General features: G+C 40.5%; 15 protein-coding genes, 1 rRNA gene and 1 pseudogene. 12 read left to right on the forward strand and 5 right to left on the reverse strand.

Annotated elements, in window-relative coordinates; genetic code table 11:
• The first annotated feature begins 74 nt into the window (after window positions 1-74).
• The 3 genes and pseudogenes from murI to BN53_RS04910 form a co-directional block, all read left to right on the forward strand.
• Complete coding sequence (gene murI / locus BN53_RS04900) at window positions 75-869, forward strand: glutamate racemase (protein ID WP_009559812.1); 795 nt, start codon at window positions 75-77, stop codon at window positions 867-869.
• Complete coding sequence (locus BN53_RS04905) at window positions 866-1,486, forward strand: XTP/dITP diphosphatase (protein ID WP_040537327.1); 621 nt, start codon at window positions 866-868, stop codon at window positions 1,484-1,486. Before murI ends, BN53_RS04905 begins: the two co-directional genes overlap by 4 nt.
• 161 nt (window positions 1,487-1,647) lie before the next feature.
• Window positions 1,648-2,238: pseudogene (locus BN53_RS04910) on the forward strand (aldo/keto reductase); the annotation flags it as partial.
• Window positions 2,239-2,327: 89 nt separating this feature from the next.
• On the opposite strand, the gene BN53_RS04915 reads toward BN53_RS04910, so the two are convergent.
• A complete protein-coding gene (locus BN53_RS04915; protein ID WP_009559815.1) occupies window positions 2,328-3,167 on the reverse strand; it encodes a mechanosensitive ion channel family protein in 840 nt (279 codons plus the stop codon).
• A 136-nt stretch (window positions 3,168-3,303) separates the two neighbouring features.
• Between BN53_RS04915 and BN53_RS04920 the strand changes: the two genes are divergently transcribed.
• Both BN53_RS04920 and BN53_RS04925 read left to right on the forward strand, forming a co-directional pair.
• Window positions 3,304-3,729 carry a DUF948 domain-containing protein gene (locus BN53_RS04920; protein WP_009559816.1) on the forward strand — a complete coding sequence of 142 codons (426 nt, stop codon included), beginning with the start codon at window positions 3,304-3,306 and terminating at the stop codon, window positions 3,727-3,729.
• 17 nt (window positions 3,730-3,746) lie between these two features.
• The gene (locus BN53_RS04925; protein ID WP_009559817.1) at window positions 3,747-4,118 is read left to right on the forward strand and encodes a hypothetical protein; all 372 of its coding nucleotides are present in this window, start codon (window positions 3,747-3,749) and stop codon (window positions 4,116-4,118) included.
• A 61-nt stretch (window positions 4,119-4,179) separates the two neighbouring features.
• On the opposite strand, the gene BN53_RS04930 is transcribed toward BN53_RS04925, so the two are convergent.
• Window positions 4,180-5,286 (reverse strand): M24 family metallopeptidase, encoded by a 1,107-nt coding sequence (locus BN53_RS04930; protein ID WP_009559818.1) that lies wholly within the window; start codon window positions 5,284-5,286, stop codon window positions 4,180-4,182.
• Between the two features lie 164 nt (window positions 5,287-5,450).
• Between BN53_RS04930 and BN53_RS04935 the strand changes: the two genes are divergently transcribed.
• On the forward strand, window positions 5,451-6,449 hold the full coding sequence (locus tag BN53_RS04935) for a substrate-binding domain-containing protein (RefSeq protein WP_009559819.1): 999 nt from the start codon (window positions 5,451-5,453) through the stop codon (window positions 6,447-6,449).
• Between the two features lie 43 nt (window positions 6,450-6,492).
• Here the strand turns inward: BN53_RS04935 and BN53_RS04940 are convergent, their stop codons facing one another.
• The gene (locus tag BN53_RS04940; RefSeq protein WP_009559820.1) at window positions 6,493-7,860 is read right to left on the reverse strand and encodes a glycerophosphodiester phosphodiesterase; all 1,368 of its coding nucleotides are present in this window, start codon (window positions 7,858-7,860) and stop codon (window positions 6,493-6,495) included.
• Window positions 7,861-7,951: 91 nt separating this feature from the next.
• On the opposite strand from BN53_RS04940, the gene BN53_RS04945 reads away from it, so the two are divergent.
• From BN53_RS04945 to BN53_RS04965, 5 genes are read left to right on the forward strand one after another with little or no spacing between them, the layout of a single operon-like run.
• Complete coding sequence (locus tag BN53_RS04945) at window positions 7,952-8,284, forward strand: hypothetical protein (protein ID WP_009559821.1); 333 nt, start codon at window positions 7,952-7,954, stop codon at window positions 8,282-8,284.
• Window positions 8,285-8,295: 11 nt separating this feature from the next.
• The gene (locus BN53_RS04950) at window positions 8,296-9,660 is read left to right on the forward strand and encodes a bifunctional metallophosphatase/5'-nucleotidase (RefSeq protein ID WP_009559822.1); all 1,365 of its coding nucleotides are present in this window, start codon (window positions 8,296-8,298) and stop codon (window positions 9,658-9,660) included.
• Between the two features lie 9 nt (window positions 9,661-9,669).
• Complete coding sequence (locus BN53_RS04955; RefSeq protein ID WP_009559823.1) at window positions 9,670-10,212, forward strand: YutD family protein; 543 nt, start codon at window positions 9,670-9,672, stop codon at window positions 10,210-10,212.
• A gap of 8 nt (window positions 10,213-10,220) precedes the next feature.
• Entirely contained in the window at window positions 10,221-10,991 is a 771-nt protein-coding gene (locus BN53_RS04960) for a TIGR01457 family HAD-type hydrolase (RefSeq protein ID WP_009559824.1), read from the forward strand.
• Window positions 10,988-11,602, forward strand: coding sequence for a TIGR01906 family membrane protein (locus BN53_RS04965; RefSeq protein WP_009559825.1), 615 nt, complete (start codon window positions 10,988-10,990; stop codon window positions 11,600-11,602). The genes BN53_RS04960 and BN53_RS04965 overlap by 4 nt, the downstream gene beginning before the upstream one ends.
• Here the strand turns inward: BN53_RS04965 and BN53_RS04970 are convergent.
• Window positions 11,599-12,249 carry a VTT domain-containing protein gene (locus BN53_RS04970; RefSeq protein ID WP_009559826.1) on the reverse strand — a complete coding sequence of 217 codons (651 nt, stop codon included), beginning with the start codon at window positions 12,247-12,249 and terminating at the stop codon, window positions 11,599-11,601. The genes BN53_RS04965 and BN53_RS04970 overlap by 4 nt on opposite strands.
• A gap of 8 nt (window positions 12,250-12,257) precedes the next feature.
• Window positions 12,258-13,187 carry an NAD(P)/FAD-dependent oxidoreductase gene (locus tag BN53_RS04975; protein WP_194073742.1) on the reverse strand — a complete coding sequence of 310 codons (930 nt, stop codon included), beginning with the start codon at window positions 13,185-13,187 and terminating at the stop codon, window positions 12,258-12,260.
• 484 nt (window positions 13,188-13,671) lie between these two features.
• On the opposite strand from BN53_RS04975, the gene BN53_RS04980 reads away from it, so the two are divergent.
• Window positions 13,672-15,235, forward strand: a 16S ribosomal RNA gene (locus tag BN53_RS04980).
• The last annotated feature ends 101 nt before the right edge of the window (window positions 15,236-15,336 follow it).

The raw sequence follows: 15,336 nt of genomic DNA on the forward strand, positions 1-15,336 counted from the left end.
TCCCTTTTATTCTTATTTATTTTACCGTAAACTAGTAAAAGTAGAAAATAAAAATTTTCAGGAAGTGGAATTTAATGAATAATCATGCAATCGGCCTTTTAGATTCTGGGGTTGGTGGTTTCAGTGTCGTAAAAAAGGTCATTCAAAAATTGCCGAACGAATCGACGATTTTTATTGGTGATAGCGCAAATATGCCTTATGGCGATAAAACAACGCAAGAGGTTATTGAATTAACTAGAAGAAGCGTCAATTTTCTTTTGAGCAAGAATGTTAAGTTGATAATTTTTGCCTGCAATACTGCAACAGCTGCAGCGATGGATATTCTGCAAAAAGAAGTTGACCCACAAATAATCGGTGTCATTCAATCAGGCGCCTTAGCAGCAGCTCGCATTACCAATAATAAAAAAGTAGCCGTAGTGGCAACTAAGGTGACGATTGATTCGCATGCTTATCGCGATCAATTGCAATTTAGAGATCCAGATATTCAAGTAACAGAACTAGCTACTCCGCGTTTAGCGCCATTAATCGAAAAGCGCGAAGATAATTTAGCAGAAGTTAAAGCTAGCCTAGCACCATTAGCAGGCAAAGACTTTGACACTTTAGTTTTGGGTTGCACGCACTATCCATTAGCTCAAGCTGAATTTGAAGCAGCCGTTGGTAAAAACGTTCAAGTTGTTGACCCAGCTGATCAAGTAGCTCAATATACATACAATGTAATGAAGCGCGACCACTTATTTTCTGATCCAGCGCATGAAGCCACTCACGAATATTATACGACTGGCGATCCAGTGAAATTTGCCAATTTAGGCAAATCATTTTTGGAAGTTGATGAATTGCCAGTAAAGCAGGTTAATACGGAGAATTTGTGATGAAAGAAATACTATTTGCAACTAACAATCAAGGCAAGGTTAGAGAACTTAAAGAAGCCTTCAAAACTGCCGGCGTTGATTTAATCGTTAAAACTAATGCGGATTTGGATCAAGTTCCTTATGTTGCCGAAACTGGCTTTACTTTTGAAGCTAATGCCAAATTAAAGGCTCATGCCCTTGCCGAATATGCTGGTATGCCGACAATTGCGGATGACTCTGGTTTAATGGTTGATGCCTTAAATGGTGAGCCAGGAGTAAGAAGTGCCCGCTATGCAGGAGAAGAACATAATGATGCTCACAACAATGCTAAGTTATTAGCAGAACTTGGAGGAACTCCTGAAGAAAAGAGAACAGCTAAATTTAATACAACGATCGTAGTTTCAATGCCAGGACATTTTGATCGGGATTTGGTTGTTTCTGGTCAGTGCGAAGGACGAATTCTATCAGTTCCACGCGGTCAAGACGGCTTTGGCTATGATCCATTATTCTATGTTCCAGATAAGCAAAAGACTTTTGCCCAAATGACTACCGACGAAAAGAATGAAATTTCTCACCGCGGTAGAGCTATTGTAGCCTTGCTTGAGCAGTTGCCAAGCTGGCTAGCTCAATTTGAATAAGACTTAAACTTCTTGTTAGATGCAAGAAGTTTTTTTATCTTGCTATTATACGCAAATTGCATAATGATATAAAAAATAAGAATTTTAAAATGTTTATTTTGCATAGTAGAATAATAAACGCCAACTAATCACTAACTAAAAATAAGTAAAATTCATATTGAATTGATACGGCTGCAGCTTATTACAATGAAACAGCAGTTGGAGCAGCGATTAAAAAGAGCGGAATTGCTCGGGATGAAATTTTTATCACATCTAAATTATGGGTCGACCATGCCAGCTATGAAAAGGCCAAGCTAGGAATTGATGAATCTTTAAATAATCTTGGAGTAGATTATCTGGATTTATATTTGATTCACCAACCCTATGGCGATATTGCTGGAGCATGGAGGGCATTTATTGAGGCGCAAAAGGCTGGAAAAGTTCGCTCGATTGGAGTTTCGAACTTTTCGCCTGATCGCTTGCTGGACTTGGAGTTAATGAGCGGAGTTAAGCCAGCAGTCAACCAAATTGAGGTCTCGCCATGGTTTCAGCAAAATAAAGCAGTTGAGTTTAATCAGCAAGATCATGTCCAAGTAGAGGCCTGGGCACCTTTTGCAGAAGGAAAACGCGATATCTTTAATAACCCAGTTATCATGAAAATCGCTGATAAATATGGTAAATCCACTAGCCAGATTATCTTGCACTGGATAATTGAGCGGGAGCTAATTGTCATTCCTAAGACAGTTCACCGAAAGAGAATGATTGAAAATATTGTTGGTGCAAGTTTGCGTGCCTTGCAAAAATAATAAACCAAAAATAAAAACATCCTAAGTCTAACTGGCATAGGATGCTTTTTTGTGAATTATTTTGGTTTGATCGGCATAGTTTTGGCTAGGACAATATCGTTTTCCTTTAAAGTCTTAAGATAATGGGAAAGATAGAGGTTGCGGATGCTGCTTTCTTTTCCTGGTTTTACCTTGAAGAAAATGCTAAAGGTGACATTTTCGCCATTTTGCCCAGTTATCCCAACAATGGTTGGACCAGAAACGATGGTCTTTTTCTCTGGGACAATTTCGCCATTTACTTTCTTGATGATTGAAGTAACTTTAGTGAAGTCATTTCCTGCATCAAGCTCAAGTGGAATCGTCAAGCTCATTGCATTGTGGGCGAGATTTTGCACGATAGTGATATTGCGGTTAGGGATGAAAATGAGCGACCCATCAGAGGCCTTAAGTCTAGTAGTTCTAAGGCCAAGCTGGACTACAGTTCCGATTTGATTATTGATCAAGACAGTATCGCCGACATCGAATTGGTCTTCGCTAAGAATGAAAAATCCATTGACTAAGTCACTGACAAATCCTTGAGCTCCCATACCTAAAGCTAGTGAGAAGATTCCGGCACTGGCTAGCAGAGTTCCAACGGGGATGCCCAAGATTGACAAGACGCCGAATAAGTAAAAGAAAATTACAGTATATTGGAAGGTACTATTGATCAGTGCAGTAATAGTTCTAGTTCGTTTGTTTTTGACGTTAACCTTTTTGGATAAGAGGTAGCGTTTGATAATTTTCTTTCCAAAATGCGAGATCAAATAAAAGATCAGAGTACTTAGTAATAGTTGCCAAGCCGTTTCAAGCAAATGGCTGGTGATTTTGTCCCAATTAAGCGCAAGTGTTTTATTGCTAAAATGTAGCAGTGTTTCCATAAGATTCCCCTTAGATATTTTTGCTTATATTTTACAGAAAAAGCGGGCCATTTCCAATTTATTTAAGCGCCTACTTATTGAGAATATACATATTTCATGCTAGACTTGCATTAGGTGTTATTAATGGAGGTTCAAGATGGAAATTTCATATGCTGCTTTAGCAGGATTAATTGCGGCAGTTGCGTTCTTACTATTGGTATTATTTTTAATTCCAACAATTGTTAAGACGTCAAAGACCTTAAACCAAGTTAATGAGACAATTAAAGTTACTAATAAATCAATTCAGGAACTTTCTACAGATCTTGATGGATTGATGAAGCAAAGCAGCGACTTGCTTGACAAGACTAATACTTTGCTAGCAGATGTCAATGGCAAGATGCAAACTATCGATCCAGTTGTCAAGGCTGCTGCTGATTTGGGCGAAAGCGTATCAGAAATCAATGCCTCTTCCAAGAAGATGGTTAAGAGATTCAACAGCGCCAAATTAAGTCGCACAAATGTTGTCTCATCAGTGGTCACTGCTTTATTAGCAAGACATTTACGCCGCAAAGGCAAGGATTAAACAAAGGAGAATGACTTATGAGTAAGTTTTCACATTTCTTATTGGGCGCTGTAGTTGGTGCTGCAGTTGGTTTTGTAGCAGGTTCAGTATTAGTTGATGATGATCAACTTGATGACGTAAAAAAGAAGATCAAGGACAACGATCACCTTCAAGACTTGAAGAAGAAATACGACAACGGTACTGAAATCGTTAAGAACCAATTGGCTTCATTCCCAAAGAGTGTAGATGATGACACTGAATTGAAGGATTTCGATGACATCGTCATTGACGATTCAAAGGAGAGCCAAGATACAACTAGCGAAGTAGAAAATTCTTCTGCAGATGATTTAAGTCATGCTGAAAAGGATGACGAAACAGAAAATCATGATCAAACAGAAGAACAAAACTAACGACAAGTCATAACAAAAAAGCGTTGAGAATTAAAGTTCTCAGCGCTTTTTGATTTGGAAATTAGTCGCTTAATGGAATAATCTTCAATGCCTTATCAGTATGAGTAAAGGTTTCAAAACCGTTCTTAGTTACGACACCGCAGTCTTCGATTCTTACTCCGGCAAAACCAGGGATGTAAATACCAGGTTCGATTGAGAAGCACATGCCTTCTTCAAGCACTAAATCATTTCCGCCAACGATTGATGGATATTCGTGAACGTTCTTACCAATACCGTGGCCTAAACGGTGGATGAAGTATTCGCCATATCCTGCCTTAGTGATGATGTCGCGGGCAACAGCATCCAATTCGCTAGCAGTGATACCAGGTTTAGCGGCATCGATAGCAGCTTGTTGAGCTTCGCGGTTAACTTCGTAAATTTCTCTTTGCTTGTCAGTTGGTTCACCATAAGCAACAGTTCTACTTGAGTCTGAAGCGTAGCCTTCGTGCATTGTACCTAAGTCAAACAAGATAAGTTGATTTGGTTGAACTGTGTTCATAGTTGGGCCAAGGTGAGGGTTAGCTGCGTTTGCACCTGCTTGAACAATAGTTTCAAAACTTTGGTGCATAACGCCTTTTTGCAACTTCAATTGGTAATCGATTTGACCAGCAATGCTTCTTTCAGTAACGCCAGTCTTGATTGCGTTGAAACCAATTTGGAAGGCAAAGTCTGCTTCAGCACCAGCACCCTTTAGCTTTTCAATTTCAGCTGGAGTCTTGTATAAACGGATATGTTCGATGAAGCCAGATACGTCTTTAGAAAAGTCAGCATCAGCAAATTGTTCATGCATGAATTGGTAGTGAGCAACAGACAAGTCAGACTTTTCGATTGCCCATTTTGAGTACTCATTAGTTCTTTGGCGGATGTGATCAGCGATCAAGGCCCATGGATTTTCTGAGTCTAAGTAGCCATATACGTCGCCATCCCATTCGCTAGCCTTTGCTTCTTCTACGTTTAAAGCAGGAGTGAAGACGAAAGGTTCAGCATCTTTAAATGCCAATAAAGCAAAAATTCTTTCATGTGGTTCCATTGTATAGCCAGTAAAGTAGGCAATAGTAATTGGATTAGAAATGTAAGCAACGTCTAAATCGTTGTCTTGTAACCAAGTTTGTAATTTATCTAAGTTCATTCTGTCGTAATCCTTTCTGAAATATACTCTATTGATCAAGTATACCATGTAATTTTTGCTTAAAAACCATGAAAAAATGAAAGAAAAGCTGTAAACGTTTGCAGTTTTGGTGTATTATATGATAGAGTAATATAGAGTATTTTTAAAAGAATTGGTGAAATAAGATGCATAAACAAGAAGTAACAATTTACGATGTAGCTCGTGAAGCCAAGGTCTCTATGGCTACCGTTTCCCGAGTGGTAAATGGCAACAGCAATGTTCGCAAGGAAACTCGTGAACGTGTTGAAGAAGTTATCAAGAGATTGCACTACCAACCAAATGCAGTCGCACAAGGTTTAGCTTCAAAGAAGACCACCACTGTTGGTTTGATCGTTCCTGAGCTAACTAATTTGTATTTTGCTGAATTGTCAAAGGGTATTGATGATATCGCCTTGCTTTACAAGTACAACATTATCATCACAAGTATCGAAAACCGTTTGATGAAAGAAGAACAAGTAATTCAAGGTTTGCTTAACAAGCAAGTTGACGGTGTTATCTACATGTCAAACCGCTTGACCGACGAAGCAGTTGAAGCATTTAAGCGGACTTCAACTCCAGTTGTTTTGGCCGGAACTAAGGATAGCCGGACAGATATTCCATCAGTTACTATCGACTACAAGAAGGCTGGGACAGAAGCTCTTAACTTGCTCTTAAACGATGGCAAGAAGAATTTGGCCTTGGTAGTTGGGGATGCTGAAGCTGTAGTTAACAAGGAACACAGAATCCCAGCTTACAAGGAATTCGTAGCTGACCACAACTTGCCAGAAAGAATCTACACTGGCATTAGCGACTACTCAGATGGTTACAATTTGTATTCTAAGTTAATTAAAGATGGCGTTGACGGCGTTTTGGTAACTGGCGATAGCAGTTCAGTTGGTATCTTGAATTCCGCAATCGATGCTGGTGCTAAAGTGCCAGAAGACTTCGAAATTATTACTGCTAGTGCAACACAAATCTCTTCTGTTGTTCGTCCTGCTTTGACAACTGTTAAGCAACCACTTTACGATATTGGTGCGGTTGCCATGAGAATGTTGACCAAGTTGATGAACAATGAAGAAGTTGAAGAAGTTAACATTGAATTGCCATACGAATTGGTTAAGAAGCAAAGTACATTGAATAATTAAGCAAAAAAGATTCACCCAGGCGGTGAATCTTTTTTAGTTTCTATTAGTAAATAATCCGGTAAGTTTTTTGCATCTTTTGACTGTAGCTAAATTCAGGTTGAACGGGCAATTTGAATTTTAATAAAGCAATGTTGTTGTAGCGGTTGAGTCGCCTAAGCTGGCTGTAGGCTTTGATTGACTCTGAATCAAAGAAGCCATAAAACAAGATATCCTTTGCTTTGACCCAGCCGGCATTAGTATAGATCCATAAGCTACGGGGACTGCCGTTAAAGTTTAAAATTTTGAACTGCTTGCCAGCTGGCAGGATGCGAGTACTCTTAGCCAAATTATTAGGGTGGTTATAGATATAAACTTTCTTGTCAGGCTTATCGATTACTTTTTTCTGGCGGTAAACGCGGACATCTTCAGGCGTCAAATCCAAGCTGACAAATTCAGCTGAAATAAATGTCTTCTGAGCAATTTGATAATAGAGCCGATCATCAATTCTGACGCCATACATGACATTTAACTTTTCGCCTGGATAAACGTATCTTTTTTCTTTGATTCGAACATAAGGATTCATCATGATGGCAGTTTTTTTGATGCCAAAGTAAATCCCTGGGCGATTGATCTCATATTTGGAAGTGCCGGATTTGGCTAGTTTATACTTGTAACCTAGTTCAGGGAAGTTAGTTACCACGCCGTCGACATTTTTATTGATGAGCCATTGCCATAAATCAGGCGATTCATCCATCTCAGTCCAAACAAATACCTTCTTGTGCAGGCGGTGCAGCCAGTGAATAACCCAAGGGTGATCGCGAATTAAGTCCGAAGCAATATTGACGCCAGATACTTGCGGAATAATGCTGAAGTTGATTCGCTTTAAGCTGCCAACAATGAAGATCAATTTTAGTTCTGGAAAAATCTTATGCAAATAAAACAAACTAGCTGCCGAAAAAGAGTGAACGATTATTCTATCTTCCATGTGGTAGTGCTTGATCAAGTAGGCTAATTTGTCTTCTAGTTCGTAAGACTTATCTAGTGAATGATCAATCTTGGTTTCTAGGATAAACTTAGTATTTGGCTTTTTTTGATAATAGTTTAAAAGCTCTGACAAGGACAAAACATGCTCGCCATTGTCGTATTGGAGCTGACTTAATGACCGAAAGTCATTTTGTGATACAATTCTATGTATATGAGTAACTCTGAAAAGATCATCATCATGGGATATTACGGGAACGCCATCTTTAGATAAGTGCAGATCAAGTTCAACATAATCGGCACCAGAATGAAAGGCGGAATTAATGCTTTGGATGGTTTCTTCCGGATATTTTGTTGGATCTCCTCGGTGTCCAACTACTGTAAAGCCCGATGAGATCATAAAGATCAAACTAAAGAAAATGACTAAAAATGGTCGCTTTAAGTTTTTCAATTCGTATGCACCTCTGTTGTTTATAACGATAGCATGCTTACGAAGTTTTTTCTATTTTTTTATAATTTTTGAATAGATGGGTGTAGTGATAATGGAGCAGCAATATCAAGCTTTAGATTTAATCGAAGAAATTACCAGAAATGATGGCAGCAAATATTATGAAATCTCTAATATCGATCAAAATGGCATCGCAGAACTAGCTGCTGATCGCGGAGTGATTAAGCAAGTTAAAATTTTGCAGGTGAATATTGCCAGAACCAAGCCTTTAATCGTTTATGAGCAATATATCAATGAGAATTATCATTTGCAGACGCTTTTGAATGAACATGACTGGAAGAATCCTAAATGGGTGGAATGGGATAAGCCAGAAGGAAAAGTGCTTGATGCCTTTAGAGCAGTTTTGAAGGCAAATCATATCGGATAATAGGTGAAACAATGGAAAAAATTCGCATTTTACATACTAATGATTTACATTCACATTTTGAACAATTCCCTAAAATAGGACGCTATTTCAAACAAGCTCAAGCTGATCCTAGCGTCGATGAAGTCTTTACTTTTGATGCTGGAGACTTTATGGATCGCTCTCATCCTTTAAGCGATGCTACTGAAGGACAGGCTAACATTGAAATGATGAATTCATTCCATTATACAGCCGGAACGATTGGCAATAATGAAGGAATATCTAATCCGCATCGAGTTTTGGAACACTTGTTTGACCATGCTCAGTATCCGATTGTTTTGGGAAATTTGCGCGAAGAGGATGAATCAATGCCTCATTGGGCCAAGAATTGGCATATTTTAACCACTAAAAAAGGCACCAGAATTGCTTTGATCGGCCTAACTGCTGCTTATCCAATGACTTATGGGCCAAATCACTGGCATGTTAAGATGCTAGCCAATACCATGGATGCGATTTTGCCTCAAATTGAAGGCCAATATGACGTGCTCATTTTATTAACGCATGTTGGCCTGAATATGGACCGATGGCTGGCTCGCAATTATCCACAGGTCGACTTGATTGTTGGTGGACATAGTCATGATTTGTTGCCTGAAGGTGAATTAGTTGATGGAACTTGGATTACTCAAACTGGCAAGTGGGGCAAGTTTATTGGCGACATTCAAATGGATTTAGAAGACCATCATATCGTCCAAATTTCCCCAACGACTATTCCGACTTCTGCCTTGCAAGAAGAGCCAGGCGATGAAGAGCTTATTTCTAGCTATTATAAAAAGGGCAAAGAATTACTTGAACAAATTGAAGTTGCAGATTTGCCAGCAGAATTTGAAGATGACAAGGATCGAGCAATCGAAATTTCAATGGATGCGATTGCGGATTTTGCTAACGTCGATTTGGCAATTTTGAGTTCAGGTTTATTTTTGACGCCTTTTAAAGCTGGCAAGATAACTATGTTTGACCTCCAGCAGGCCTTGCCACACCCCATGCACGTGGTTAGATCCATTTTGAAGGGTAGCGACTTGTGGCGTTTAGTCATGGAAATTGAAAAAAACCGCCATTACCTCGATAAATTCCCATTGCAGGGGATGAGTTTTAGAGGGAAGATTTTTGGCCAAATGCACTACAAGGGCATTAGCGTCGACATGCACAAGCGGATGGTCTACATCAATGGAGAAGAAATTGATCCAATGAAGGAATATGAGATTGCCTGTCTGGATCACTATATTTTGGTGCCATTTTTCCCAACTTTAGCAATTGTTGGAGATAATGAACTCTTGTTCCCAGAATTTCTGCGTGAAGTTGTGGCAGAATACCTTTCCCAAAAATACCCAATTAGGAAGTGAGAGTAGTTAATGCAAGAAGAGCTTGTAAATAAATTTGAGCAAGAACAACCATTGCGCCACCCCTTAGCAGTTGTTGTTAGGGATGATAACAATAATACGATCAAAATCAACAAACAGCTTTATCGAATCGTAATTGATAAAAACGGCGCAATCGATGAAGCAACTTTGCGAAAAAAGTACGACCCATATTTGGATCAATACGATTTTATTGTTGGCGATATTTCTAGCCAGCACCTAAGACTTAAAGGCTTTTATCGTGATAATGTCAAAACCGCAATCGACCGCAAGCAAAGCACCATTGCAGATTATTTGATTGAATACTGCAACCCGGGTGGTGCTTATTTTGTGCTGGAGTTGATTTCTCCGGTTCACCGCTTTACTCATCCAAAGACAGAAAGGCCAAGACCAAAGCGCAAGCATTATCAAAGCAGTTTGCAGGGTGGTTTTAAAAAGAGAAGAGTCCATAAGACGAAGTTTCCAAAGAAGAAAACCATTACCAGCAAGAAAAAGAAAAGCTATGGACGTTCATTTGTGATTAAGAAGAAAGGATAGATCGGTCGTTGAAAGATTATCAAGCTTATCTAATAGATTTAGACGGAACAATATACCGCGGAGAAGATACAATCGAATCGGGCGTTCGTTTTGTCAAACGATTGATCCAAAAAGGCAAGGACTACCTATTTTTGACCAATAATACTACCAGAACTCCGCAAATGGTAGTCGACAAGTTGAAAGGACATGGCATTGTCACTGACAAAGATCACGTCTATACTCCAAGTATGGCCACAGCAGAATATTTGCTATCTCATAATCCTAAGCGTCCAGTTGGCGTTTACATCATTGGACAGATTGGCCTTTGGACTGAAATTTTGCAGCGACCAGAATTTGAATACCGCGAGGACCAGCCAGATTACGTAATTGTCGGGATGGATACAGATTTAACCTATAACAAAGTTCGCGTTGCAACTAGAGCAATTCGCAATGGAGCAAAATTTATCGGCACCAATGCTGATTTGAATTTGCCTTTGGGGGATGAATTGATCCCAGGAAATGGCTCCCAGTGTGCCATGATTGCAGTAGCTTCGGGGCAAGAGCCCTTCTACATCGGCAAGCCTGAAGCAATTATTGTCGATATGGCTCTCAAGAAGATCAATCGGCAAAAGTCTGAATCTCTAATAGTAGGCGACAACTACCAAACAGATATCTCCGCCGGCTTCAATAGTCAAGTTGATCAGCTCTTGACTTTAACTGGCGTAACTCAAAGAGCTGACTTACAAGATAAGCGTCAGCCAACTATTGTCGTGAATGATTTGGATGAGTACGAACTATGAAACAAAAAATAGCAAGTCCATTTTTAGTAATCTATGAATTTTTATTTGCCCTCTCTAGCAGTGTCGTAGCATCGATTGCCCTTAGCTGGCCGCTACTTTGGGTCTTTGTTTTAGTCCAAAAAAGCAACGAGCTAGTTAATTTATCCGTGATGAGATTGATGCATAATTACAATCAATTGCTGTGGTATTTGATTTGGCCTTTTCAAAATAAGCTAAAGATGGATGATTTACCGACTTCGGCTAATGCTGCCCAGCACTTTGCTGATTGTAAGAGACTGTTTTTATTAGCGATTTTAGTTTTTATCATTTGTTTGGCAATTTATCTGTTCAATCGAAAAAGCCATTCCTTTCACTTAGGAAAAGAATGGAGTTTGACTTTGGCAATTTTGCCACTGTTAGTTTTGCCAGTTGCACTGACTAATTTTGATCGCTTCTTTATCATGTTTCATCACTTATTGTTTACCAATAGCAATTGGCTGTTTAATCCAGCGACTGATCCAATTATCAATGTCTTGACTGAAGGCTTTTTTGCCGCTTGCTTTGTCGCAGCTGGCCTAGTTTATGAGGCGTTTTTTGCCAGTCAATTATTAAAACAAAAAAGAATTCCTTAGTGGAATTCTTTTTTTAGTGTGATTTTCTTTTTTAGGAAAACAATCAAGATTGGCAAAACGGACACAAGGATAATTCCAAGGACAATCAGGGAGAAGTGGTCTTTAACGACGGGGATGTTGCCAAAGAAGTAGCCAACTAAAGTGAATAGCCCAGTCCATAGCAAACCACCGATAATGTTATATCTGACGAAAGTCCCATAATGCATCTTGCTTGCGCCAGAAACAAATGGTACAAAAGTTCGAATGAACGGAATAAAACGTCCAATCACAATTGTAATCGAACCATGCCTCTCAAAGAACTTTTCTGCTGCTTCTTGATGATTTTTATTGATCAATTTGTTGAACCAGGAATATTTTTCCCCAGTTCTAGCAGACCAAGCCCCGATTTCGTAGTTGATGCTGTCGCCAAGAATAGCAGCTAAAGCCACAATCAGATAAATGACAAAGACATTCAAATGATAGCGGGGATTGGCGGCCATGGCACTAGCAGCAAAGATTAATGAATCGCCCGGAAGAAAAGGGAAGATGACCAAGCCAGTTTCAATAAAAATTATTGCAAAAAGAATAAAATAGCTTCCGATGCCAAACATGTTAACAATGTTAACCAAGTGGCTATCGATATGTAGAATAAAATCAATTAAGTTCATTTTTTTACCTAAAGACTAGTTGAATGAATGGTTAAACTCTTTTCTGGGAAAAGATTCCGCATGATGGAATTGATAGCAACTTGCGCTTCGCCAAAACCAACGCCAATAATTGGTACTCGGCCAGGGTAGGAAACTACATCGCCAATTGCATAAATGCCATCTATGTTGGTTTTCATTTCTGCTTGAGTAGCAATATTAGCCCCATCAAGCTCTACGCCCCATTTTTTGACAAAGCGGTTGTTAGCTTTAAAGCCATAAGCTACCACAATTTGATCGAACTTGACCCGCTTTTCTGTTTGCGAGCCAACTTCTTTGAGTAGAATTTCAAGCTGATCATCAACTAAAGCAGCTTCTTTTGGCAAAAATGGCGTTAAAACTGTAACCTTATCCGTCTGTTGCAATTTGGCCAGGTTGCTTTCAAGACCGCGAAATTCATTGCGACGGTGAATAAGGGTAACTTCTTTAGCCGTTTTTGCTAATTCTAGTGCCCAGTCAAGTGCTGAATCTCCACCGCCAAATACACCAACTTTTTGATTAGCAAAGATAGTAGGATCTTTGACAAAGTAGTGAACATGCTTTTCTGCTTGTTTGTCTAAATTTACTGGGAACTTGCGCGGATTGAAGGCGCCGTTTCCAGTGGCAATGATGATGCTCCTAACTTGATAGTCGTCATCAATTGTAAAACCTGCTTCAGTTTTTTCTACTGATTTAACTTCATGATTCAAGACCAAGTTGATTGAAGCATCAAGTTGCAAGTTAGAAATTAACTCCTCACCAGAGATAGAAGCAATCGCTGGAATATCGAGGATAGTTTTGAAAGGATAAAGCATCCGTGGCTGTCCACCGATTTCGCTTAAAGAATCAAAAACAACAGTTTTTAATCCATGTAGCTGACTATAATTAGTAGCATATAAACCGACAGGGCCAGCTCCAATTATTGCTAGATCATATTTTTTGATAATAAACACCTCTTCTAAAAGCTTATAGAATAACTCTAACATGTTTTGAAGAATAAATAATATAAGAAAATTTAAATTAGTACTTGATATTTAAAGACAAGTAATGTAATCTAATTAGGTCAGCTTTTGACAGAGCTGTTTCTCAAATGTCTTTCAAAAATCTTTTGAAAAAAGTTGAAAAAAAGACTTGCAAAAGGGAAGACAAGCGAGTAATATATTTAACTGTCGTCGGGCGCAAGACAAAGAGCTCGATCGGCGGGATGAAAAAACTTCTTGACAGGCAAGAAGACATCTGCTAGAATAAAAAAGCGGTCTGCTACAAAGCAGACGAGCTAGTACTTTGAAAACTGAACAAAGTTTCGCTAAAAGTGTGCGGGTGTAACAACCCAAACAAAAAATAAGCGAAGTCAATTCGCAAGCAATAAATTTTGAGACAAAGATCTTAAAGAACTATTATTTTATAAAAAATGAGAGTTTGATCCTGGCTCAGGACGAACGCTGGCGGCGTGCCTAATACATGCAAGTCGAGCGAGCTTGCCTATAGAAGTTCTTCGGAACGGACATAGATACAAGCTAGCGGCGGATGGGTGAGTAACACGTGGGTAACCTGCCCTTAAGTCTGGGATACCATTTGGAAACAGGTGCTAATACCGGATAACAACTCTAGCTGCATGGCTAGAGCTTGAAAGGCGGCGCAAGCTGTCGCTAAAGGATGGACCCGCGGTGCATTAGCTAGTTGGTAGGGTAAAGGCCTACCAAGGCATTGATGCATAGCCGAGTTGAGAGACTGATCGGCCACATTGGGACTGAGACACGGCCCAAACTCCTACGGGAGGCAGCAGTAGGGAATCTTCCACAATGGACGAAAGTCTGATGGAGCAACGCCGCGTGAGTGAAGAAGGTTTTCGGATCGTAAAGCTCTGTTGTTGGTGAAGAAAGATAGAGAGAGTAACTGATCTTTATTTGACGGTAATCAACCAGAAAGTCACGGCTAACTACGTGCCAGCAGCCGCGGTAATACGTAGGTGGCAAGCGTTGTCCGGATTTATTGGGCGTAAAGCGAGCGCAGGCGGAAAGATAAGTCTGATGTGAAAGCCCTCGGCTCAACCGAGGAACTGCATCGGAAACTGTCTTTCTTGAGTGCAGAAGAGGAGAGTGGAACTCCATGTGTAGCGGTGGAATGCGTAGATATATGGAAGAACACCAGTGGCGAAAGCGGCTCTCTGGTCTGCAACTGACGCTGAGGCTCGAAAGCATGGGTAGCGAACAGGATTAGATACCCTGGTAGTCCATGCCGTAAACGATGAGTGCTAAGTGTTGGGAGGTTTCCGCCTCTCAGTGCTGCAGCTAACGCATTAAGCACTCCGCCTGGGGAGTACGACCGCAAGGTTGAAACTCAAAGGAATTGACGGGGGCCCGCACAAGCGGTGGAGCATGTGGTTTAATTCGAAGCAACGCGAAGAACCTTACCAGGTCTTGACATCTAGCGCAATCCCAAGAGATTGGGAGTTCCCTTCGGGGACGCTAAGACAGGTGGTGCATGGCTGTCGTCAGCTCGTGTCGTGAGATGTTGGGTTAAGTCCCGCAACGAGCGCAACCCTTGTCATTAGTTGCCAGCATTGAGTTGGGCACTCTAATGAGACTGCCGGTGACAAACCGGAGGAAGGTGGGGACGACGTCAAGTCATCATGCCCCTTATGACCTGGGCTACACACGTGCTACAATGGGCAGTACAACGAGCAGCGAGCCTGCGAAGGCAAGCAAATCTCTGAAAGCTGTTCTCAGTTCGGACTGCAGTCTGCAACTCGACTGCACGAAGCTGGAATCGCTAGTAATCGCGGATCAGCACGCCGCGGTGAATACGTTCCCGGGCCTTGTACACACCGCCCGTCACACCATGGGAGTCTGCAACGCCCAAAGCCGGTGGCCTAACCGTAAGGAGGGAGCCGTCTAAGGCAGGGCAGATGACTGGGGTGAAGTCGTAACAAGGTAGCCGTAGGAGAACCTGCGGCTGGATCACCTCCTTTCTAAGGAAGCCAAAGCGGAGGAGAGTAGAGATACTAAGAGAATCCGCAAGGTACGGAAGCACACTGAGAAACTTTGTTTAGTTTTGAGGGCATTAGCTCTC

The sequence above is a fragment of the Lactobacillus pasteurii DSM 23907 = CRBIP 24.76 genome (assembly GCF_000297025.1).
Classification (GTDB): domain Bacteria; phylum Bacillota; class Bacilli; order Lactobacillales; family Lactobacillaceae; genus Lactobacillus; species Lactobacillus pasteurii.

What these genes read in the sequence shown, in the direction of transcription:
- BN53_RS04920 (WP_009559816.1), top strand. Translation starts at nt 3,304, where the DNA reads ATGGAAATTTCATATGCTGCTTTAGCAGGATTAATTGCGGCAGTTGCG.
- BN53_RS04925 (WP_009559817.1), top strand. Translation starts at nt 3,747, where the DNA reads ATGAGTAAGTTTTCACATTTCTTATTGGGCGCTGTAGTTGGTGCTGCA.
- BN53_RS04935 (WP_009559819.1), top strand. Translation starts at nt 5,451, where the DNA reads ATGCATAAACAAGAAGTAACAATTTACGATGTAGCTCGTGAAGCCAAG.
- BN53_RS04965 (WP_009559825.1), top strand. Translation starts at nt 10,988, where the DNA reads ATGAAACAAAAAATAGCAAGTCCATTTTTAGTAATCTATGAATTTTTA.
- BN53_RS04915 (WP_009559815.1), bottom strand. Translation starts at nt 3,167, where the DNA reads ATGGAAACACTGCTACATTTTAGCAATAAAACACTTGCGCTTAATTGG.
- BN53_RS04945 (WP_009559821.1), top strand. Translation starts at nt 7,952, where the DNA reads ATGGAGCAGCAATATCAAGCTTTAGATTTAATCGAAGAAATTACCAGA.
- murI (WP_009559812.1), top strand. Translation starts at nt 75, where the DNA reads ATGAATAATCATGCAATCGGCCTTTTAGATTCTGGGGTTGGTGGTTTC.
- BN53_RS04970 (WP_009559826.1), bottom strand. Translation starts at nt 12,249, where the DNA reads ATGAACTTAATTGATTTTATTCTACATATCGATAGCCACTTGGTTAAC.
- BN53_RS04930 (WP_009559818.1), bottom strand. Translation starts at nt 5,286, where the DNA reads ATGAACTTAGATAAATTACAAACTTGGTTACAAGACAACGATTTAGAC.
- BN53_RS04955 (WP_009559823.1), top strand. Translation starts at nt 9,670, where the DNA reads ATGCAAGAAGAGCTTGTAAATAAATTTGAGCAAGAACAACCATTGCGC.
- BN53_RS04950 (WP_009559822.1), top strand. Translation starts at nt 8,296, where the DNA reads ATGGAAAAAATTCGCATTTTACATACTAATGATTTACATTCACATTTT.